The organism is Streptomyces sp. AK08-02 (assembly GCF_033795085.1).
In the GTDB taxonomy this organism is placed as follows: Bacteria; Actinomycetota; Actinomycetes; order Streptomycetales; family Streptomycetaceae; genus Streptomyces; species Streptomyces echiniscabiei.
In genome coordinates, this window is the sequence record NZ_JARAZV010000001.1 from 372,173 (window position 1) to 390,569 (window position 18,397).

At 68.0% G+C, this 18,397-nt stretch carries 16 protein-coding genes and 1 pseudogene; 9 read left to right on the forward strand and 8 right to left on the reverse strand.

From position 1 onward, the window contains the following. Positions 1–205 precede the first annotated feature (205 nt). On the reverse strand, positions 206–571 hold the full coding sequence (locus tag PV734_RS01650; protein ID WP_319288558.1) for a hypothetical protein: 366 nt from the start codon (positions 569–571) through the stop codon (positions 206–208). Positions 572–620: 49 nt separating this feature from the next. On the opposite strand from PV734_RS01650, the gene PV734_RS01655 reads away from it, so the two are divergent. The 4 genes from PV734_RS01655 to PV734_RS01670 are packed head-to-tail and all read left to right on the forward strand — an operon-like array spanning position 621 to position 5,714. Continuing rightward, complete coding sequence (locus tag PV734_RS01655) at positions 621–1,430, forward strand: hypothetical protein (protein ID WP_319288559.1); 810 nt, start codon at positions 621–623, stop codon at positions 1,428–1,430. Continuing rightward, on the forward strand, positions 1,427–3,163 hold the full coding sequence (locus PV734_RS01660) for a hypothetical protein (protein ID WP_319288560.1): 1,737 nt from the start codon (positions 1,427–1,429) through the stop codon (positions 3,161–3,163). The genes PV734_RS01655 and PV734_RS01660 overlap by 4 nt, the downstream gene beginning before the upstream one ends. Beyond that, entirely contained in the window at positions 3,160–5,301 is a 2,142-nt protein-coding gene (locus PV734_RS01665; RefSeq protein ID WP_319288561.1) for an integrase, read from the forward strand. The genes PV734_RS01660 and PV734_RS01665 overlap by 4 nt, the downstream gene beginning before the upstream one ends. After that, entirely contained in the window at positions 5,298–5,714 is a 417-nt protein-coding gene (locus PV734_RS01670; protein WP_319288562.1) for a hypothetical protein, read from the forward strand. The genes PV734_RS01665 and PV734_RS01670 overlap by 4 nt, the downstream gene beginning before the upstream one ends. 110 nt (positions 5,715–5,824) lie before the next feature. Here PV734_RS01670 and PV734_RS01675 read toward each other — a convergent pair whose 3' ends face one another. Further along, positions 5,825–6,364 (reverse strand): GNAT family N-acetyltransferase, encoded by a 540-nt coding sequence (locus tag PV734_RS01675; protein WP_319288563.1) that lies wholly within the window; start codon positions 6,362–6,364, stop codon positions 5,825–5,827. A gap of 352 nt (positions 6,365–6,716) precedes the next feature. Between PV734_RS01675 and PV734_RS01680 the strand changes: the two genes are divergently transcribed. Further along, on the forward strand, positions 6,717–7,187 hold the full coding sequence (locus tag PV734_RS01680; protein ID WP_319288564.1) for a helix-turn-helix domain-containing protein: 471 nt from the start codon (positions 6,717–6,719) through the stop codon (positions 7,185–7,187). 69 nt (positions 7,188–7,256) lie between these two features. After that, entirely contained in the window at positions 7,257–7,817 is a 561-nt protein-coding gene (locus tag PV734_RS01685) for a PIN domain-containing protein (RefSeq protein WP_319288565.1), read from the forward strand. 173 nt (positions 7,818–7,990) lie between these two features. Here PV734_RS01685 and PV734_RS01690 read toward each other — a convergent pair whose 3' ends face one another. The 3 genes from PV734_RS01690 to PV734_RS01700 form a co-directional block, all read right to left on the reverse strand. Continuing rightward, complete coding sequence (locus tag PV734_RS01690; RefSeq protein WP_319288566.1) at positions 7,991–9,616, reverse strand: ISL3 family transposase; 1,626 nt, start codon at positions 9,614–9,616, stop codon at positions 7,991–7,993. Between the two features lie 287 nt (positions 9,617–9,903). Beyond that, entirely contained in the window at positions 9,904–11,175 is a 1,272-nt protein-coding gene (locus tag PV734_RS01695; protein WP_319288567.1) for an MFS transporter, read from the reverse strand. Next, a complete protein-coding gene (locus tag PV734_RS01700) occupies positions 11,172–11,774 on the reverse strand; it encodes a helix-turn-helix domain-containing protein (RefSeq protein ID WP_319288568.1) in 603 nt (200 codons plus the stop codon). The genes PV734_RS01695 and PV734_RS01700 overlap by 4 nt, the downstream gene beginning before the upstream one ends. A gap of 172 nt (positions 11,775–11,946) precedes the next feature. Between PV734_RS01700 and PV734_RS01705 the strand changes: the two are divergent. After that, positions 11,947–12,118, forward strand: a pseudogene (locus tag PV734_RS01705) (GNAT family N-acetyltransferase); the annotation flags it as partial. A 756-nt stretch (positions 12,119–12,874) separates the two neighbouring features. Further along, positions 12,875–13,660, forward strand: a complete 786-nt coding sequence (locus tag PV734_RS01710; protein ID WP_319288766.1) for a class I SAM-dependent methyltransferase — start codon at positions 12,875–12,877, stop codon at positions 13,658–13,660. Here the strand turns inward: PV734_RS01710 and PV734_RS01715 are convergent. The 3 genes from PV734_RS01715 to PV734_RS01725 form a co-directional block, all read right to left on the reverse strand. Then, positions 13,647–14,468, reverse strand: a complete 822-nt coding sequence (locus tag PV734_RS01715) for an alpha/beta hydrolase (protein ID WP_319288569.1) — start codon at positions 14,466–14,468, stop codon at positions 13,647–13,649. The genes PV734_RS01710 and PV734_RS01715 overlap by 14 nt on opposite strands. Positions 14,469–14,636: 168 nt before the next feature. Beyond that, entirely contained in the window at positions 14,637–15,803 is a 1,167-nt protein-coding gene (locus PV734_RS01720) for a serine hydrolase domain-containing protein (RefSeq protein ID WP_319288570.1), read from the reverse strand. 121 nt (positions 15,804–15,924) lie between these two features. Next, a complete protein-coding gene (locus PV734_RS01725) occupies positions 15,925–16,893 on the reverse strand; it encodes an acetylxylan esterase (protein ID WP_319091682.1) in 969 nt (322 codons plus the stop codon). 134 nt (positions 16,894–17,027) lie between these two features. Between PV734_RS01725 and PV734_RS01730 the strand changes: the two genes are divergently transcribed. Next, positions 17,028–18,386, forward strand: coding sequence for an 8-oxoguanine deaminase (locus tag PV734_RS01730; RefSeq protein WP_319288571.1), 1,359 nt, complete (start codon positions 17,028–17,030; stop codon positions 18,384–18,386). Positions 18,387–18,397 lie beyond the last annotated feature (11 nt).

Here is an 18,397-nt window from a genome sequence, read left to right on the forward strand (position 1 = left end):
TCGGGCTGCGGCCAGGCGATCCGGTGTTCATCAGACCCGATGGGACGGTCGACGCGGATCTGCTGCACTACGTCCGATCGAGGGAATTCAGCACGCTCGAACGGGAGTCGAAGCGCAACTACGCGACGGATACGCGGTTGCTGCTCGAGTTCTTGTCCTCGCGCGGGGTTCCGTGGCGAAGGGCCACTGAACGGGATCTTCGTGACTATCGGCACTGGCGATGTGTGGCGCCGGAGAACCCGGAGCGGATCAGCGGAGCGAAGTGGGACCGGGAGGGGGCGGCCTTCACGAAGCTCTTCCGGTGGGGGCAGGTGCGTCCGATGCCGGTGGATGTGTCGCGGCGAGGGGACCGGGCTGCGGACTCGGTCAGCTCGCGGGTGTCGTGGCTGACGCCGCGGGCCTGGGGTCTGTGGTCGGACGTCGGCTTGCGCGGTCTCACCCCCGCGGGGTTGCCGACGCCGGGGTGGGACTCGCGCACGGAGACGCGGAACACGAGCTTCGTACAGTTGCTGTTGTCCTCGGCTCTGCGGCGGCAGGAGGGCGGATCACTGCTGGTCTTCGAGTTGCCCACTCAGCGCCTTCGGCACGGGCGTTATTGTCACGGTCGGGTGGCGGGAGCGGTGACGCGGTCGAAGAACAGCCGGGTGTTCTACGCCTCGGTGGACGCGGTCGGGCAGGTCGAGGCGTACATCCAGTCCGAGCGGGCCTGGGCCGTCGAGCGGGCCCAAGCAGCCGGCCGCTACGAGCGGTTGCCGGGAATGCGACTGGTCAGCCGTGTGACGAGCGGGCTGAAGCCGAAGGTCGAGTGGGTCGACCAGAACGGCGTCCCCGGCAGGAGGGAACTGCGCTGGCTGAACTGGCGTGAACGCCAGTTGCTGTTCCTGGAGGGGCCACAGGGGCCGGAGCCCGCATATCTGTGGCTGACCGAGCAAGGTCTGCCGATGCCCCCCGAACGCTGGAACGGGGTGTTCAGGGCCGCGAACCAACGCTGCGAGGAGGCCCTGCTCACTGCCAAGGAGCGGAAGGTCACTCGGGATCTGCGGCTGGCGGAGGTGCAGGGCAAAAGCCCGTACGCCACCCCGCACTCGGCCCGGCATTCGGCGGCGCTCTACCTGCTGATCGTGCTGAACCAGCTGCTGGAATCCCGCTACGGCCTGTCGAAGGCGGAGAGGCGGGACTTTGCCCTGCTGTTCGGGGACCCGTGGTGGCTCGTGAAGACCATCCTCGGACATGCAGACGTGGAGACGACGAAACGGCACTACCTCTCGCCCGTCGCTCACCTGCAGCTGGAGTCGATCCTGGCCATGTCCGACACCGCCGACCACCAGGACGAGCAAATCGAGAATCTGGACGGCGTCTTCGCACGGCTCGCCCGGGAGACGGCGGGCATCCAGGACATCGACGCTCTCCTCAACAGGACGGTGTCATGAGCGGGCAGGGACGCAGGGCCGTCCTGCCACCGGCCGGGCATCGGTCCGAGCCCCCGCTGGCTCCGGACGGCCTCACCGTGACGGTCACCAACAAGGCCGGCTACAAGACAACATTCGACTTCGCCGAGCTCCCGGTGGCCGAGGCGATGCAACGCTCACTCGCAGCGGCGTTCGCCGCCCAGTCCCGAGAGTGGACCAGCCACCTGACGGCCCAGAACAACTGGGCAAGGATCCGGCTGTTCGTGAAATTCCTCTCCGAGATGGACCGCCCACCCGATGACCTGGACGGACTGACGGTTGCCATGTTGCGGCGTTGGCGTGTCCAGCACGTCAGCACCAACGCGGGCAAGGGCACGTTGAGGACGATCCGCACGCTGTTGCAGCGAGATCCTCGGCTGGCCACCGGGCCGGTGGCGGAGGAGCTCGCCCACCGGATCCCCCCGCCGGCGCCGAGCAAGCGGTTCTACGAGGAAGCCGAGCGGGACCGTGTGGTGCTGGCCGCGCAGCGGCAGTTCCGGTCGGCCTGGTTGCGGATCGGCGAGAACACGCGCCAGCTGGACCAGTGGCGGGATGGCGGCCTCCCCGAGGGCAGCCGTGAGTGGAGAATCGGGAAGATCCTCGACCACGTTGCCCGCACGGGCGATGTCCCCCGCACCCGCCCGCCGAACGGGCAGCCCTGGGTGACGAATTATGGGCTGCTGGGCGGAAACGGCGCGGAGAAGACGTGGGGCCGGCTGTTCCTGACCCGCAAGGAGCTGACTGCACTGGCAGTTGTATTGACCGCCCGGTTCGGATGGAACCTGTCCGTCTACGACCGCCTCCCCGTTCCAACCACAGCACCGTCAGCGGGAGAGACGGCCTCGGTGACCTATCAGGTCCAAATCGAGAAGCGCAGAGCGGGCAGCGGCCGGTGGTTCTCCACCGAGAACATCACGGACTCCGGGGCCGACTCCTCCGGACGGCTGATCACCCAGGCGCTGGAGGCCACCACCCATGCACGTGCTCTGGCCGACCAACTGGCGCCCGGCACCGATCTGCTGATGGTCGCCCGTGTCTACCGGATCGCTCAGGTGATTCATTGGAGGTTGGACGGGCCCCCTCCGGTGGGTCCTCTGGCCTTCGGCGTTACCAACGATATGGGCAAGTTGTGGGCCCAGAGCCACGGACTGGGCGGTTCGCCCTTCCAGCTGACCCGCCGGTCAACGGTGACCGGCGAGGGCCGTCCCCTGCAGCACACGCAGGGCACCCACGAGAGCATTTACGTGCTGCCTGACCGCAGCGTCCAACGTGCGTCCCGGGATGTGTTCGAGGCCGGCGCCCAAGAGGCCCTGGAACAGGCCCGGGCCGCCGTCTTCGCTGGCACGATCACGCAGACCCCAGGCCCCGGGCATCAGCGGACTGCGACGGTGGATTGCGAGGACGACACGACCAGCCCTTGGCCGGCCCCCGACGGCGGCTGCGGAGCGGACTTCCTGCTATGCCTGGCCTGCGCCAACGCGCACGTCCACCCCGGCCACCATTCCCGTCTCGCCCACCTGCACCAGCAGATCCTGAGCCTGAAATCTGTCCTGGACGACCGCACGTTCCGTGACCGCTGGAGTGTTCATCTGCAGCGGCTGGAGGACCTCCGCGGCAAGGTCGGCCCGGCCGCCTGGACCGCGGCCCTGGCCCGCGTCACCGACACCGACCGCACCGTTGTCCAGCTCCTAGTGAAGAGAGCCCTCGTCCCGTGACCACGATCGCCGCCGCCAACGATCCGTACGTCCTGGCCGTGCCCGGCCCGGACAGTCCTGTGGTGGCGCCCCAGTGGGTCACACCCGGCAACACCCATCCGAACTCCCGTTACCGCGATCCCGTCTGGTCGCTGGGCCCGCTCATCGACAACCCCGGTGTCTGCCTCTACACGATCCTTTGGAAGAACTGTCCGGTGCCGATGCTCGGCCAGTTGAAGCGGGTGGCCTGGGTGATGATCAACGGCAGGCTCCGGCCCACATACCTCCGGAACCGAGGGGCCAACTCCCGGTCGCGGATGTCCGCTGGCGGCATGCAGGAGGCCTGCAATGAGTGGATGCGGCTCGCCCGCTGGGTGCACGAGCGCCATTTCATCAGCCTCGGCACCTGCACCGAGGAAGTGTGGAGGGCCTACATGGCCGACCGCTGCAGTGACCTCTCCCGTGAGTACGCCAGGAGCATCAGCTTCCATTTGTCGGACCTGCGGGCCTTCGATCAACTCAGTGCCGAGCCCACGGGAGTTACTCAGCCTCCGTGGGAGGCCAGGGGCGTCGATGACTTCCTTCCCGCGGCCGACGGCCCCGCGCGCGGAGAAAACAGCAGGGAACCACTGGACCCACAGGTCCTCGGCCCGCTGGTGGTCTGGGCGATCCGGTTCGTCGACGACTTCGCCGAAGACATTCTGGCGGCCTGGGCCGAGAGACGTCGCCTGATCACCACGGCAGCGGCCAATGTGGGCAGTTTCCGAAGCCGGGTGGTTCTTGAGGAATTTCTGCCGCACCGCACCGTGACGGGCGCCCCGCTGCCCACGGTCGGCATGCACGGCCAGAGAAGGCTGGCACGCTCCTATGTTGCCGCCCTCAGCGGTGCGAGTCTCGCCCAGGTCGACTGGCTCATTGAGCGGGACCAACTCACGGCCTTGGCCAACGAGCGCCCAGGACCCTGTCCTCTCCAGGTGCCGGTCACCGGACAGATCAACGGGAAGCCCTGGCGCGAGCACATGGACTTCGGCGAGGCCCCGGAACTGATGCGGCACCTGGGCACAGCAGCCACGATCATCTGTTTGTACTTGACCGGGATGCGTGGACAGGAGGTACAGGGTCTCCGGGCCGGCTGCTGTCCTGACCCCGAACCTGCCGCCGACGGCGCCGCGGGCAGGCACTTGATCCGAAGCCACCACTTCAAGAACGTCACCGACGATGACGGCAACCACATCTCCGCAGGCGAGGAACGCGCAGTTCCCTGGGTCGCCATCACCCCGGTCGTTCACGCCGTCCGCGTCCTGGAACGCATGGTTCCTGAGGGCGAGCTTCTGCTCAGTGCCGCTCACCACGACTTCGCCAGCCAACGCAGCTACCACGGAGCCATCAAGAAGCACGGATTGCAGAGGCGGATCGAGAGCTTCGTACAGTTCGCGAATAATGAGGCACGGGCCCAAGGTCTCCTCGGCCAGATCATCCCCGAGGATCCGCACGGCGCGATCGGAGCGTCCCGGTTCAGAAGAACTCTGGCTTGGCATATCGCACGCCGTCCAGGCGGACTGATCGCGCTCGCGATCCAGTACGGGCACATGCGAACCGTCCTGGACGCCCGTGTCTCCAGCGGCTACGGCTCCCGCAGCCGCAGCGGGATCCACTCCGTCCTCGATGTCGAGACCGCCCTCGCCGCAGCCGACACCGCCGCCCATCTACGCGAACGCGTCGCTGCCGGCGAGAAGGTCTCCGGACCGGCAGCCCACCGAGCTCTTGCCGCCGCAGCCACCGCTCCACGCTTCGAGGGCCGCATTGTCCCCAGGACTTTCGCGAAGAAGGCCGCCGCCTTCCTCGCAAGGGATGGCGTCGTGCTCTTCGACAACCCCGACGCCTTTTTGATCTGCGCGTTCAAACGGGACAACGCGCTCTGCGCACCCGACCCCGGCGCGACCGCCCCAAAGCAGTACGACTGCCAGCCCGGCTGCGGAAACACAGTTCGCACCGACACCCACGCCCGTCAGTTGCGGGAGCGGGCCGAGGAGATCGACCAGCTGGCCGCCTCAACTCCGGGCCCACTTGGCAAGCGCCTGCGGGCTAACGCCGACCGCCTCCGGACCACCGCCGACGCCCACGACGCCACCGCCGAACCCTGCGAGACCCTCACATGAACCAGCAGCACCAGGACGAACGCGCCTGCATCCGCGAAGCCATGGACCGGCTCCTGACCGGACAAGCCACCTCCTCCAACGGCAGTCTCACCGTCGTCGCTCTGGCCGCCGAGGCCGGCGTCCATCGCATGGCCATCATGAGGCGGCACGCAGACCTGAAGAACGAGTTCTACGAACGCGTCCGCACGGAGACCCGGCAGGTCCCGGAGACGGAGAGACGGCTCCGGGAGACCGTCACTAAGCTCAAGCAGACCCTCGCCAACAAGGAAGCCGAGCTGGAAGAACTCCGCCAGTTGGTCACCACCCTGACCCTCGCCAGCGCCGTCCTCGTCAGCCGGAGGGGCACGGAGGAACCGTTGCCCGGCTCCACCATCCCCATCAACGTACTGCCGTTCCGACCGCCTCAGCCCTAGAAGCCGCAATATGGAAGAAACCGAACCGGCCTCCTGCTGGATCATCACGTTTCCCGCCTCGCGCTCGCTCGGCTAGATCGCGGTGAGTACAGAAACCGCCCAGCACGAGCTCAATCGGACGGCGTGACCGGGGACCGCATGCCGAGCCACTGTTCGGTGTCCCAGGCATGGAACCGCTCTACCTCGGTGAACCCCAGCTTTGCCACGAGGCGCATCGAGGCGACGTTTGCGGTCTGGGTGGCGAGCACCACCGGCTCGCCGGGAAAGACGCTGTCGAACCAGTCGAGTGCCGCCGCGCACGCCTCGGCGGCGTAACCGAATCCCCACGCCCGCGGCAGGAACAGGTAGCCGAGATCGACCTTCCCGGCCGCAGCTGGACGATGGTGTTCCGGTTCCCTCACGAGCTGGATCTGTCCGATCATCGCCCCGTCGAGATCGACGACGAAAGTGCCGGGCCGCCGCCCAGGCACCTCAGGCACCTCGCGCTCAAGCTCGTCACGCGACCGGGGGCCGCCGAGGTAGGTGTGAACCTCCGCCGAAGCGTGCAACTCGATGAACGCCGCACGGTCCCGGGCCTCGGACTCACGGAGCACGAGCCTCTCGGTCCTGATCGGGGCAGGTGGCCAGGCGACAGGTCCGAGGTCAGTCATGCCAGCCAGCTAATCAGCAGGATCAGTAGCGATCAAGACTCACGGAACGATCAACCTACCTGCCCGAACCTGTCCTTCTTCTCTCACATCCCCTCCAACGAGCCACAACCCGCACGGCTTCTCCCGCGGGTTTAAGGATGGGTTCTCGTCCGTTATGCGGTGGTGAACATGTCCACGACTACAGTCACGCCTCATGTCGATCTTGGAATCGCAGGTTAGGGCCTCTCTGGGGTCACCGAGTTCCACGCAGCCAGGCCGTGAAGCAACTCTCCAAAGAATCATGTGCGTTTTGAGCGTTTGGCTGCGATGATGCAGAGACGGAAGCGATGCGACTTAGCCGCAGGAGAAGGTCATGGGTACTCAAATCAAGATCAATGACCAAGTGCTCTACCCCCCCGACTCGGATCAGATTGAGGCGAAAGCGCACTGGATGGAGCTTGAGCAGGCGCTGCGGGCGGCCGATCAAGCGGGCGGCGGCGCTGTTCCTCTGCTCGTGACCCCGTCAGGTGACGACATCAAGCTGCCCTCGGAGGTCTTCCAGGCCCTCAGGCTCGTAGTCGAGGCCATCAACCGTGGTCTGCCAGTGATGGTGAATCCGCGAGAAGCATGGGTCTCCACGCAGCAGGCGGCGAGCATCCTTGGCGTCTCCCGCATGACCCTGGTTCGGTGGCTGGACGAGAAGCGGATGCCTTACGAGCAGCCGGGACGGCATCGGAGAATCAAGCTGCGCGATGTTCTGGAATACAAGGCCGCGCGCGCTGCTGCACAGCATCACGCGCTTGGAGAGATCGCAGCAGAGGAGATGGAGGAAGGGCTCTACTGACGTCCTTCTCCTTGGCATGCTATGGGTGAAATACCGGCATAGTCTTGGTATGTGATATATGCGGTTGTTTTGGACGCCAACGTGCTCATCCCCAGCTACCTGCGGAACACCCTCCTGGCCGTCGCCACTGAAGGCGTCTACCGGCCTCTGTGGTCCACTCAGATCTGGGTTGAAGTGGTGCGGAACACGCCCAAGGTCAGCCCGAACATCGACATGGAGAAAGCGTCCAAGCGCTTTGAGCGGCTGCGGCAGCAGTTCTGCGACGCCATGGTCGAGGGTTGGCAGTCGCTCGAAAGCGCCATGACTAACCCGCAAGGCGACAGACATGTCCTGGCCGCAGCAGTGGCCGGCAACGCAGACGGCATCGTCACCGAGAACCTGAAGGACTTCCCGGAGGAATCGCGCCAACCCTACGGGTTGGCGCTTCACTCCCCAGATGACTTCCTGCTGGACCAGCTCGACCTCGACCCCGCCGCTGTCCTCCGAGCTATCGGGCAACAAGCGGCAGTGACTGGATACGGAAACCTCCCCAAGCTCTCTAGTCGTGAGATTTTGGAGAAACTACGAAAAAAGGTTCCGAACTTCGCCGCTGAGGCCAGCACGGCACTGCCTCGCTGGGGGCTGGACTAGAGGCATCGAACAGTAAGAGAAGCACTACACCGATGCCTTCCACTCCGGGTGCCCGAGAGCCGTTCTAGCGGACAACGGACATGTTCAAACCACCTGTCGGCGTACACCCGTATCTGGCCCTGGCAGGAATTCCGTGACGCTGAGGTGTGCCACCATCCGCCGGTGACGCTCCGTCATGGGAAGCGGCGTCGGAGCAGGGCCATGAGGATGACTCGGTGACGGAGCAATGGAACTCCCGCGCGGCCGGCCATGATCCGTTTCTGGAGCTTCAGATCGGTGATGCGGCCTTCGTTGACGCCGGAGTTGAACGGGGTGGTGATGCCCTGGACGACCGCGGGCCGATCCTCGCGGATGGCGTTGGCCAGGCTGACCAGGGCGGGGAGCTGGGAGGTTGCGAGTTGCTCGAGCCAGCTCGCCAGCGGGGCGGCGTCGCGGGCCTCGAGCATGGCGGCGAACTGACGCACCAGGCCGTGGGTTTGGTCCAGCTCGGGGCAGTGTTCGAGCAGCCGCCTGAGCGCCTCGGCGGCGTGCAGGCCACGCCGGGATGGTGCGGTGGCGATCCAGCGGGCGACCTGACGAGGCGAGGGTGGTCGCTCGCGCGGCGTATCGATCGGCAGGCCGCGGCGCAGCGGTGCGATGGCCATCTTGACCCGCTGGTAGTGGCCCCGATAGCCCTTGGCAGCGATCTCCTGGTGCAGCACTGTCGCGGTGTGTTCGCCCTCCTCCCAGCGTTGCCGCAGGTATTCCAGGTAAGGATCGAGGCTGGTGGGGCGGCGGGAGGGCGTGCGTCGAATGCATTCCTGCCAGGTGGCGGCTCGCGCGTATTTGGCCACGGTGCGCCGGTTCAGGCCCAGTTGGTGGGCTGCGGCGTGGAGCGAGATGCCGGTGTCGGTCACCGCGTGCACCGCCTCGAAGAGGTTCTTCGCATGGCGGCGGGCACGGGTGTCGGCCTGCTCGGACGGTGCCGTTGGGTTGGGTGGCGGCGGTGTCGCTTCGGGATCGGGAACGGCTGCGGTCAGGCAGCCGCGGTGTGCGGCAGCGATGTCCCCGACTCGCTTTGACAAGCCCTGCCACAGATGGAAGCGGTCGCTGACCTGCACCGCGTCCGGAGCGCCGTCGGTGATGCCCTGCCGGTAGACCAACGAGCCGTCCCGGCAAACGATCTCAACGCCGGGATGCGTCCGCAGCCAGGCGGCCAGCTGCTCGGCGTCACGCCCGGCCCACAGCTCGATCGGCAGCCGGGTGTCGGCATCCACCAGCAGGGTGCCGTAGACGTCTGCGTACAGCGCGAAGTCGTCCACTCCCAACACCCGCGGAGTCGCTGCCACCGGAAGCGGCAAGCGCATCAAGTGGAACAGCACGCTCGTCCGCGACAGCGGCACCTTCAGAATCTGCAAGAGCCGAGCGCCGCCGCGGCCTGCGAGCAGCACCCCGGCCATCTCCACCAGGTCCTGCAGCAGCGGGCTGCGGCGCTGATAACGCACCGTCAGCCCCTCCACCTGCTCAACGAACGTCCGCCGACCGCAGCCTGGGCCGTCGCAGAACAGCCGCCGCACCGACAACCCGATCACCACCGGGCGGCCACCCACAGCGACATCGGCCAACGTGCGGCAATAGCGGCTGTGCGTCCGCGCCGAACCGCGACCACAGTCCGGACACGCCACCGACGACTCCCGGGTGCAGGCCGCGATACGGACCACGCCGCCCGCTACCCACACCTGTTCCACCCGCACCGCATCGAGGTGCGGAGACACGATCCGTACAAGGTCATCACACTCACCGACAATGCCGCTTCCCATGACGGAGCGTCACCGGCGCATGGTGGCACACCGCAGCGTCACGGAATTCCTGCCAGGGCCACTTCGACGTGTACGCCGACACCACCCTCATAAGAGTGGCTGTAATGAGTGTCTAGGACCCTCAAAGTGCCAGGTCAAATGGCATCTAGAGGGGTTCGCGCGAGTCTGGATCTTGCGCGCTGCGGCGTGATCGAATAGGGGATGGCATCGTTTTGGACTGGTAAGTGAGTGTTTTTGATCCCCAGTTGACGGACGGCAAGGCGGACCGGTTGCCATGGTGTCCGGCGTCAAGGCGTCCTGTGCGGCTGGGCTTCGCTGTGAGACGGCTTGGGCGTGGTGGTACGCAGGAGTATCCGGGAGGGCAGTACCCACGCCAGGCCGAGCAGGGCGCCCAGGGTCGCGATCCATAGGGTGGGGCGCAGGCCAATCGTTGCGCCGAGCCACCCGCCTGCCAGTGCGCCGATGGGTCGGATGCCGTAGTTGCACAGGCGGCTGGCTCCTGCGACGCGGGATCGTAGTGCGTCGGGTATCAGCGAGGCCGTGAGTGATCCACCTGAGATATCCAGGACCATCACGCCGAACCCGGAGCCGAACTCCGCCAGAAAAAGGCACGTTGCCGCAAGTAGTACGGAGCCCTGCGCCAGGGGGACCAGCACCAGCGGTGCGGGGAAGGCGAAGAGGCCAAGGAGTGTGGCCCGCCCGATTCCGATCCGGCGCACGATCCGGCCGGTCAGCAGGGATCCGATCACTGCGCCGACGGCGCCGCTGCCGAGCACGGCGCCCAGGAGGCCGGGACTGAGCCCGAGTTCGGTGGTGGCGTAGAGGACGAAGATGGCCTGGAAGGCGAAGTTGAACAGGTTGAGGGTGGTCACTGCGCCGTAGTAGCTGCGCAAAACCCGGGATCGGATGAGGAAGCGAAAGCCGGCCATCAGGTCGCCCTTGGCGCGAGCGGCGGCCGGTGGCTCGGTGGGATGGATCCGGGACAGCTGCCAGGCCGATGTCAGGTAGGAGGTGGTGTCGGCGAGTAGCGCGATCGGGGCGGACAGGAGTTGCACGAGCGCTCCTCCGGCGCTGGTGCCGACCATGAAGGACATGGCTCGGCTGCCGTTGAGCAGGGAGCTTCCCTCCACGTAGCGTTCACTGGGTACCAGGGAGATGAACAGCGCGGCGTTGCACACGTCGAACAGCACACTCATTGTGCCGACCATGAAAGCGACCGCATACAGCTGCCCGAGATCGAGCCAGCCCATGGCCCAGGCGACCGGAAGCGAGACCAGGGCGAGCGCCCGGCCGAGATCGGTGGTGATCATCATGTGGCGCCGTCGCCCGCTGCGGTCCGCCCAGACGCCGGCGTGCACCGAGAACAGCAGGCTCGGCAGGAGTCCGGCGGCGGTGAGCCACCCCATCTGCGTGGCACCCGCGTCCAGGGCCAGAACGGCGAGCAGGGGCAGGGCGATCTGTGTGATCTGGTCCCCGAGGAGCGAGACGGTGTGCCCGGTCCAGTAACGGCGGAAGGACCGTTCACGCAGCAGGGCGGGTAACCGCTCGGTCCCGCTCACGAGCGCGGCTCTTCTGTCTCGTCCTGCGCCTTCGCGCTGAACTCCCGCGATGGGTGCGCGAAGTGCACATACGACACGCGGCGCGCTGCGGCGGGACGCTGCTGCGGATCGTCAGCCCGGCGGATATACGGCTGGAGCAGCTCCCATACCTTCTCCTCGAGTTCCTTGAGTTCGGCGGCGGTGACGAAGATCGTGGCGTCCCCGAGAGGCGCTGCCTCCTGCCAGTCCGCGGGCTCGGTGTGCCGGTTCTCCAGCCAGCGGGTCGCCTCGGTGAAGTACCTCTCGACGACCGCGAGACTGAGCGCGGTGGCGGCTTCCCGCACCTCGGGGTCCGCTGCATAGCCGGGCCAGGAGGTGAACGCCGCCGTCGCCCGCCAGGGCTTCTCCCTGCCCTGGCCTTCCCCGGTCTGCTCTGCGAGCCCGTACTTGGCCAGCATCCGCAGGTGATACGAGCAGCTGGCCACCGATTCCCCCGTCAGCTCGGCAGCCCTGGTGGCCGTCATCGCGCCTTCCCTGCGAAGCAGCCCGATGAGCGTCAGACGGAACGGATGGGCGTACGCCCGCAGTGCGCGCGGGTCGGTGAGCTCTCGCCGAGTCATGATGTAAAGATATCTTTCTAAAGAAACCTTTACAAGACTCGGCCCCTCGCCTCCCGGCGGGCTCAGGCCGTCGGTCTCGGCTCCTTCGACCAACTGGAGGCGGGCTTCTTCCGGGTCAGGCGCCTGGTCGTGAGGGTGATGAGTGACCAGTTCAGGTGAGCTGCGGTAGGCGTGTGGAGCGCGGGTCTTCGCACCCAACGAGGCATCGTTGGCACTTCAACGTCGGCTCGGTTTCGTCGAGGAGGGCCTCCGCGATCAGGTGTTCTTTCGCTGGGCAGCACCACGATCTCGTCATGTTGGGCCTCCTCGCTGACGAGTTCGCCCGGCTGCGCTCGACAACGTAGGTCGGCTGCGCTCGACAACTTGGGATTCGGCCCTCCTCAGCGTTCTTTCGAGCGTGATCCGACAAGGGGGCTGGCCCCACACAGTCGGCGCGGCATGCTGATCCGACATGCCAGGCCCAAGCTGGGCAAGGCAGTAGGGCGGGGAGGACTGCGTTGATCGTCTGGGTGAACGGTGCGTTCGGCAGCGGAAAGCACACGCTGGTAGACGAGTTGCGGCCGCGCTGGCCCGAAGCACTGGTCTACGACCCGGAGGCGGTGGGCTATGTGCTGCGGGAGATCCTGGAAGTGCCGACCGGCAACTTCCAGGATCTCCGCCTGTGGCGGCGCCAGGTTGCCGAACTAGCGGTGGGGCTGGTCGAGGAGTACAGCCGCCCGCTCCTGGTCCCCATGACCTTGGTCAACTCCAGCTACGTCGACGAGATCTTCGGTGCCTTGAAGGACGCGAGCATCGACGTTCACCACTTCTTCCTCAAGGTCTCCCGAGACGCCCTGGAGAAGCGGATCGACGGCCGGAGCTTCACGCCGGACAAGCCCGAGCAGGACGAACGGGTTCGGCGCTGGTGCAAGGACCAGATCGAGCAGTGCATGGCCGCGGCCGACACCCTGCCCAATGACACGGTCTTCTTGGACGGCGAGCTGACCCCTCACGAGTTGGCCGACCAGGTGCTGGCCCGGATCCGAGTCGACGGAGAATCCGGGGTGCAATCGCGGCGGGGCGAAGCACTGGCTGCGGGGGCTCAACCTGAACACACTGACTTGACAGGGAACAGCCCCGAAGGTCCCACCCTCCGTGAACTCGCCGTGCAGGCACTGTCGTCAGTCGAGCACGGCTACGACCTGCTCGCACCGAAGTTCGACCACACCCCGTTCCGTACCTCCGACCCGATCCTCGACGCGGTGGCGTCGGTGCTCGGTCCCCTCGGGCCCTTCGGCGACGGTCTCGACCTGTGCTGCGGTACGGGCGCCGGTCTGGAGGTGCTGGAACGTGTGTGCCGGGGGAGCGTCACCGGGATCGACATCAGCGCGGGCATGCTGGAGGTGGCCCGACGCCGGGTGGTGACGGGCGAACGGGCCGACGGGCCACGCGTCGCCCTGGTGCGCGGCGACGCCCGAGCCCTGCCCTTCGCCTCAGCCCCTTCCGGCTCCCCGGCGTTCGATCTGGTCGTCAGCTTCGGGGCGTTCGGGCACTTCCTGCCGGGGGAGTTCCCCGGGCTGTTCACCCAGGTCCACTCGGTGCTGAGGCCCGGCGGGCGCTTCGCGTTCCCCGTCGTGGCCCCGGCCCGCCCGGGGACACCGGCCTACTGGGCACTGCTCGGCTTCGACGCGGTGATGAGGGTACGCAACGCCGTGTGGAAGCCGCCGTTCGTCATGTACTACCGGGCCTTCCGACTCGCAGACGTTCGGCGGGAGTTGACGCGCGTCGGTTTCGACGTGGAGACCCGCGCCCTGCCCGAGTTCGGCCGACGGCCCGACGGCAGTCCGCGCTGCCGGATGGTGGTGGCGACGCGGACACCCGCCGGGTACTCGGTCAGCTCTGGATGAACGCCAGCAGGTCGGCGTTGAACGCCTTCTCGAACTCACCCACCAGGCCGTGCGGAGCACCCGGGTAGACCTTCAGCGTCGAGTCCTTGACCAGCTGCGCCGTCTTCTCCGCCGAAGCGGCGATCGGCACGATCTGGTCGTCGCCGCCGTGCGCGATGAGGGTCGGTACGTCGATGCGTCCCAGGTCCTCGGTGAAGTCGGACTCCGAGAACTGCTTGACGCAGTCGTAGGCGGCCTTGAGGCCGACCTGCATGCTCCACAGCCAGAACGCGCGGCGCATGCCCTCGGACGGAGTCGCGTCCGGCCGGTTGAAGCCGAAGAAGGCCTCGCTGAGGTCCCAGTAGAACTGCGAACGATCCCCCTCGACACCCGCCCGGATACCGTCGAAGGCATCGAGGGGCGTGCCCTCGGGGTTGGCGTCGGTCTTCAGCATCAGCGGGGGCACCGCGCCCAGCAGCACGACCTTGGCGACCCGCCCCGTCCCGTGTCGGCCGATGTAGCGGGTCACCTCGCCGCCGCCGGTCGAGTGACCGACGAGGATAACGTTGTCGAGGTCGAGCGACTCGATCAGCTCGGCGAGGTCGTCCGCGTACTGATCCATGTGGTTGCCCTGCCACGGCTGCGCGGAACGGCCGTGCCCGCGCCGGTCGTGCGCGATGGCCCGGAAGCCGTGCTCGGCGACCAGACGGGACTGACCGTCCCACGTGTCCGCGTTCAGCGGCCAGCCGTGGCTGAACACCACCGGCTGGCCCGTGCCCCAGTCCTTGAAGAAGATCTCGGTGCCGTCGGAGGTGGTGAACGTACTCATGTGTGCCTTTCGAGATGTGGGACGTCATCCGACGGGCGTTCGCCCTGGGGCGCCGTCGGATGTCATGCCTCGAAGCTATGCGCACACGACCTTCACCGAATCTGTCATCTGACTACAGCTGTCACCCAACCTGTAAGGCTCACAGTGCTTTTTTGATCATTACCTGCGTCAGAGTGCGCTGTACAGGGCGTCGATCAGCGCCATCTTCCGCGGGTCGTCGGCGATATGGGGACCCATACGGTTCATCACATAGCCCAGCGACACTCCGCCGTCCGGGTCAGCCAGCCCGCAGGAACCGCCGAACCCGTCATGGCCGTACGCCCTGGGGTTGGGCCCGTACGAGCCGCCCGGGCCGCTCAGCCACAGCCCGAGCGCGATCTCCGTGTCGTGGCCGAATCCGGCGCCGAGCACCAGGTCCCGGCAGCTGCCCTGCCCCTCGCGCACCCGCTCGGCCGCCTCGGGGGAGAGGACGCGCCGTCCGCCGTACGAGCCCTGGCCGGCGAAGACGCCGTACAGCGCGGCGATCGCGCGCGCCGTGCCGTGGCCGTTGGCGGCCGGTATCTCGGCGGCCCGCCACGCGGGGCTGTTGGCCTCCACGGGGCCCGCGAGGGGATTGGCCAGCGCGGCGATCGCCGTGGGCGTCAACTGGGCGAAGATCGCGGCCTGCTCGCCGGCCGAGGCGGCCGGCGGCTGCACCAGTTCGGCGGCCCGACCGGCCTCCTTCTCCGGCAGTCCGATGGTGAAGTCGATGCCCAGTGGCCCGGTCACCTCCCGCTCCAGGAAGGCGCCCGGCAGCAGACCCGACACCCGGCGGACCACCTCGCCGACCAGGAAACCGTACGTCAGCGCGTGGTATCCGGACCGTGTCCCCGGCTCCCACCAGGGCTCCGTCGCCGCCAGCCGGCGGGTCGTCAGTTCCCAGTCGTAGAGGTCGGCGAGTGAGTGCGGCTCCCGCAGGCCGGACAGGCCCGAGCGGTGCGACAGCAGATGCCGTACGAGCACGCCCTCCTTGCCGGCCGCCGCGAACTCCGGCCAGTACAGGGCCACCGGGGCGTCGAGGTCGAGCAGACCCTGGTCGGCGAGGATGTGCGCGCACAGCGCCGTCGGACCCTTCGACGTCGACCACACGTTGACGAGCGTGTCGCGTTCCCACGCGCGCGTCCGCCCCGCGTCGGCCCAGCCGCCCCACAGGTCGACCACCGTCGCGCCGTCGACCGTGACGCTCACCGCGGCGCCGAGCTCCCCACGGTCCCGGAAGTTCTCCTCGAACGCCGTACGCACCGCCGAGAAGCGTGCGTCGCAGTCGCCGTGAACGTGTGGCACGTGCTCGGACATGGGCCCTCCGCGGTCCGCCGGAACACCGGGCCACGACGCTGTGACCCGGCACGGACGAACATACCGACTGGTCGGATCGCGCGGAAGGTGTCGGAAACGATCGGTTCTGCCTACGGGCCCGTCACGCGTACGAGCCCAGCCAGCTCAGCTTTGTCGCCTCCTGGAACGGGCCGCCGCCCTCGTGGTCGTTGAAGTCGTAGACCTCGATCTGCTTCTGGTCGTGCGCCCAGGCGTTGAAGGCCGCGAAGACCGTCGACGGCGGGCAGGTCTGGTCCTCCAGGGCTGTCGAGAAGAGCGCCGGTGCCCGGCCGCGTGCCGCGAAGTGCACGCCGTCGAAGTAGGAGAGCGTGCTGAGCGCGTCGGCGGTGCGACCCCGGTGGGTCTTGAGATAGCTGCCGATCTCGCGGTAGGGGTGACGGTCCGTCAGAGTCGCCGCGCGCGGGAAGTCGCACAGGAACGGCACGTCCGGGGCGACCGCGACCAGGTCCGGGACCAGCCCGCCGACCGCGATCGTGATCCCGCCGCCCTGACTCGATCCGAGGGCCACGGTGCGCGCCGGGTCGACCAGGGGATGCGAGCGGGCCGCCTCCACCGCGCGCACCGCGTCCGTGTACACCCGCCGGTAGTAGTAGTTCTCGGGAGCGTCGATGCCACGGGTCATGAAGCCGGGGTACGAGGGCGCGTTGCCCACCGGGTCCGCCGTACCGCCCCCGCCGCCCCACGCACTGCCCTGGCCGCGCGTGTCCATGGCGAAGTGGGCGCGGCCGGTCGACGCCCACAGCAGGTTCTCGTGCGGCAGGCCGCGCCCGCCGCCGTACCCGATGAACTCCACGACCACCGGCAGCGGCCCGGAGGCACCGGCGGGCACCCGCAGCCAGCCCTTCACCGGGTGGCCGCCGAATCCGGCGAACGTCACGTCGTACACGTCGACTGTGGTCAGCCCCGTCTCCACCGGCTCGAAACGGGCGTCCAGGTCGTGCTCCCGGGCCTCCCGCAGGGTCTTGGACCAGAACGCGTCGAAACCGTCGGGCTCGACGGAGTCGCTGCGGTACTCGCGGAGTTCGTCGAGGGGGAGGTCGAACTGGGCCATGTAGGACCGCCTTCGTGAGGTCGTGGCAAGCGCTTGCGGATGATCACACCGTACGTGGGAGGGCCGACGACCCGCCAGGCCTCAAGGCCCGGACAGGGGCCGCGCGAGGAGCCCGCGCCTCTACGATGACGCCCATGCCGACTGCTGTGGAACTGCTGGTCAGGGACGCCGAACTGCTCGTCGTGGACGGCGCGCGCGAGATTCCCGGCGGGTGGGTGGCGGTCGGCGCCGGGCGCGTCACCGCCGTGGGCACCGCCGGGACCGAGCCCGAGGCCCGGACCACCGTGTCGGCGGCCGGGCGGCTCGTCACCCCGGGCCTGATCAACACGCACCACCACATCTACCAGAACCTCACGCGCTCCTACGCGCCGGCCGTGGGCGGTACCCTCTTCGACTGGCTGACCACGCTCTACCCGCTGTGGGCCGCGCTCGACGAGGAGGCGGCGTACGTCTCCGCGTACGTCGGCATGGCCGAACTCCTCATGGGCGGCTGCACCACCTCCTCCGACCATCTGTACGTCCATCCACGCCCCGGACTCGTCGACGCCGAGATCCGAGCCGCCCGCGACATCGGCTTCCGCTTCCACGCCACGCGCGGTTCGATGACCCGGTCGGTCCAGGACGGTGGTCTGCCGCCCCGGAGCGTCACCCAGACCGAGGACGAGGTCCTCGCCGACAGCGAACGGCTCATCAAGGCCCACCACGACCCGCGCCCCGGCGCGCTGATCCGGGTCGCCCTCGCACCCTGCTCACCCTTCTCGGTGACCAGGGAGCTGATGACGGCCACCGCCGAACTCGCCGAGCGGTACGACGTACGCCTGCACACCCACCTCGCGGAGGACCGCGACGAGGACACGTACTGCCTGGAGACCTACGGCTGCCGGCCCGTCGAGTACTTCGAGGAGGCCGGGTGGATGAGCGACCGCACCTGGGTCGCGCACTGCATCTATCCGAACGACGCAGAGCTGCGCCGCCTGGCCGCCGCGGGCGTCGGAGTCGCGCACTGCCCCAGCTCCAACATGCTCATCGGCGGCGGCACCGCCCGTGTGAAGGAGATGCGTGAGCTGGGTCTGCCCGTCGGAATCGGCTGCGACGGCTCCGCCTCGACCGACCATGCCTCGCTCTGGATGGAGACACGCGGCGCCCTCCTCCTCGGCCGCTACCGGGGCGGCCCCGGTGCGATGACCGCGCGCGACGCCCTCGACATCGCCACCCGGGGCTCGGCGCGCTGCCTGGGCCGCGACGACGAGCTCGGGCAGCTGCGGCCCGGCGCGTGCGCCGACCTCGTGGTCTGGGACCTGCACGAGGTCGCCCTCGCGGGTGCGCTCAGCGACCCCGTGGAGGCGTGGCTGCGCTGCGGACCGGCCCGCGCGTGGACGACGGTCGTCGCCGGTCGCGTCCTGGTCGACCGGGGCGAACCCGTCCTGCCGGGCCTGCGGGACGCGCTCACCGACCACCGCCGGATCGCCCGCCGGATGCAGCGGACGGTGTGACGACCTACCCC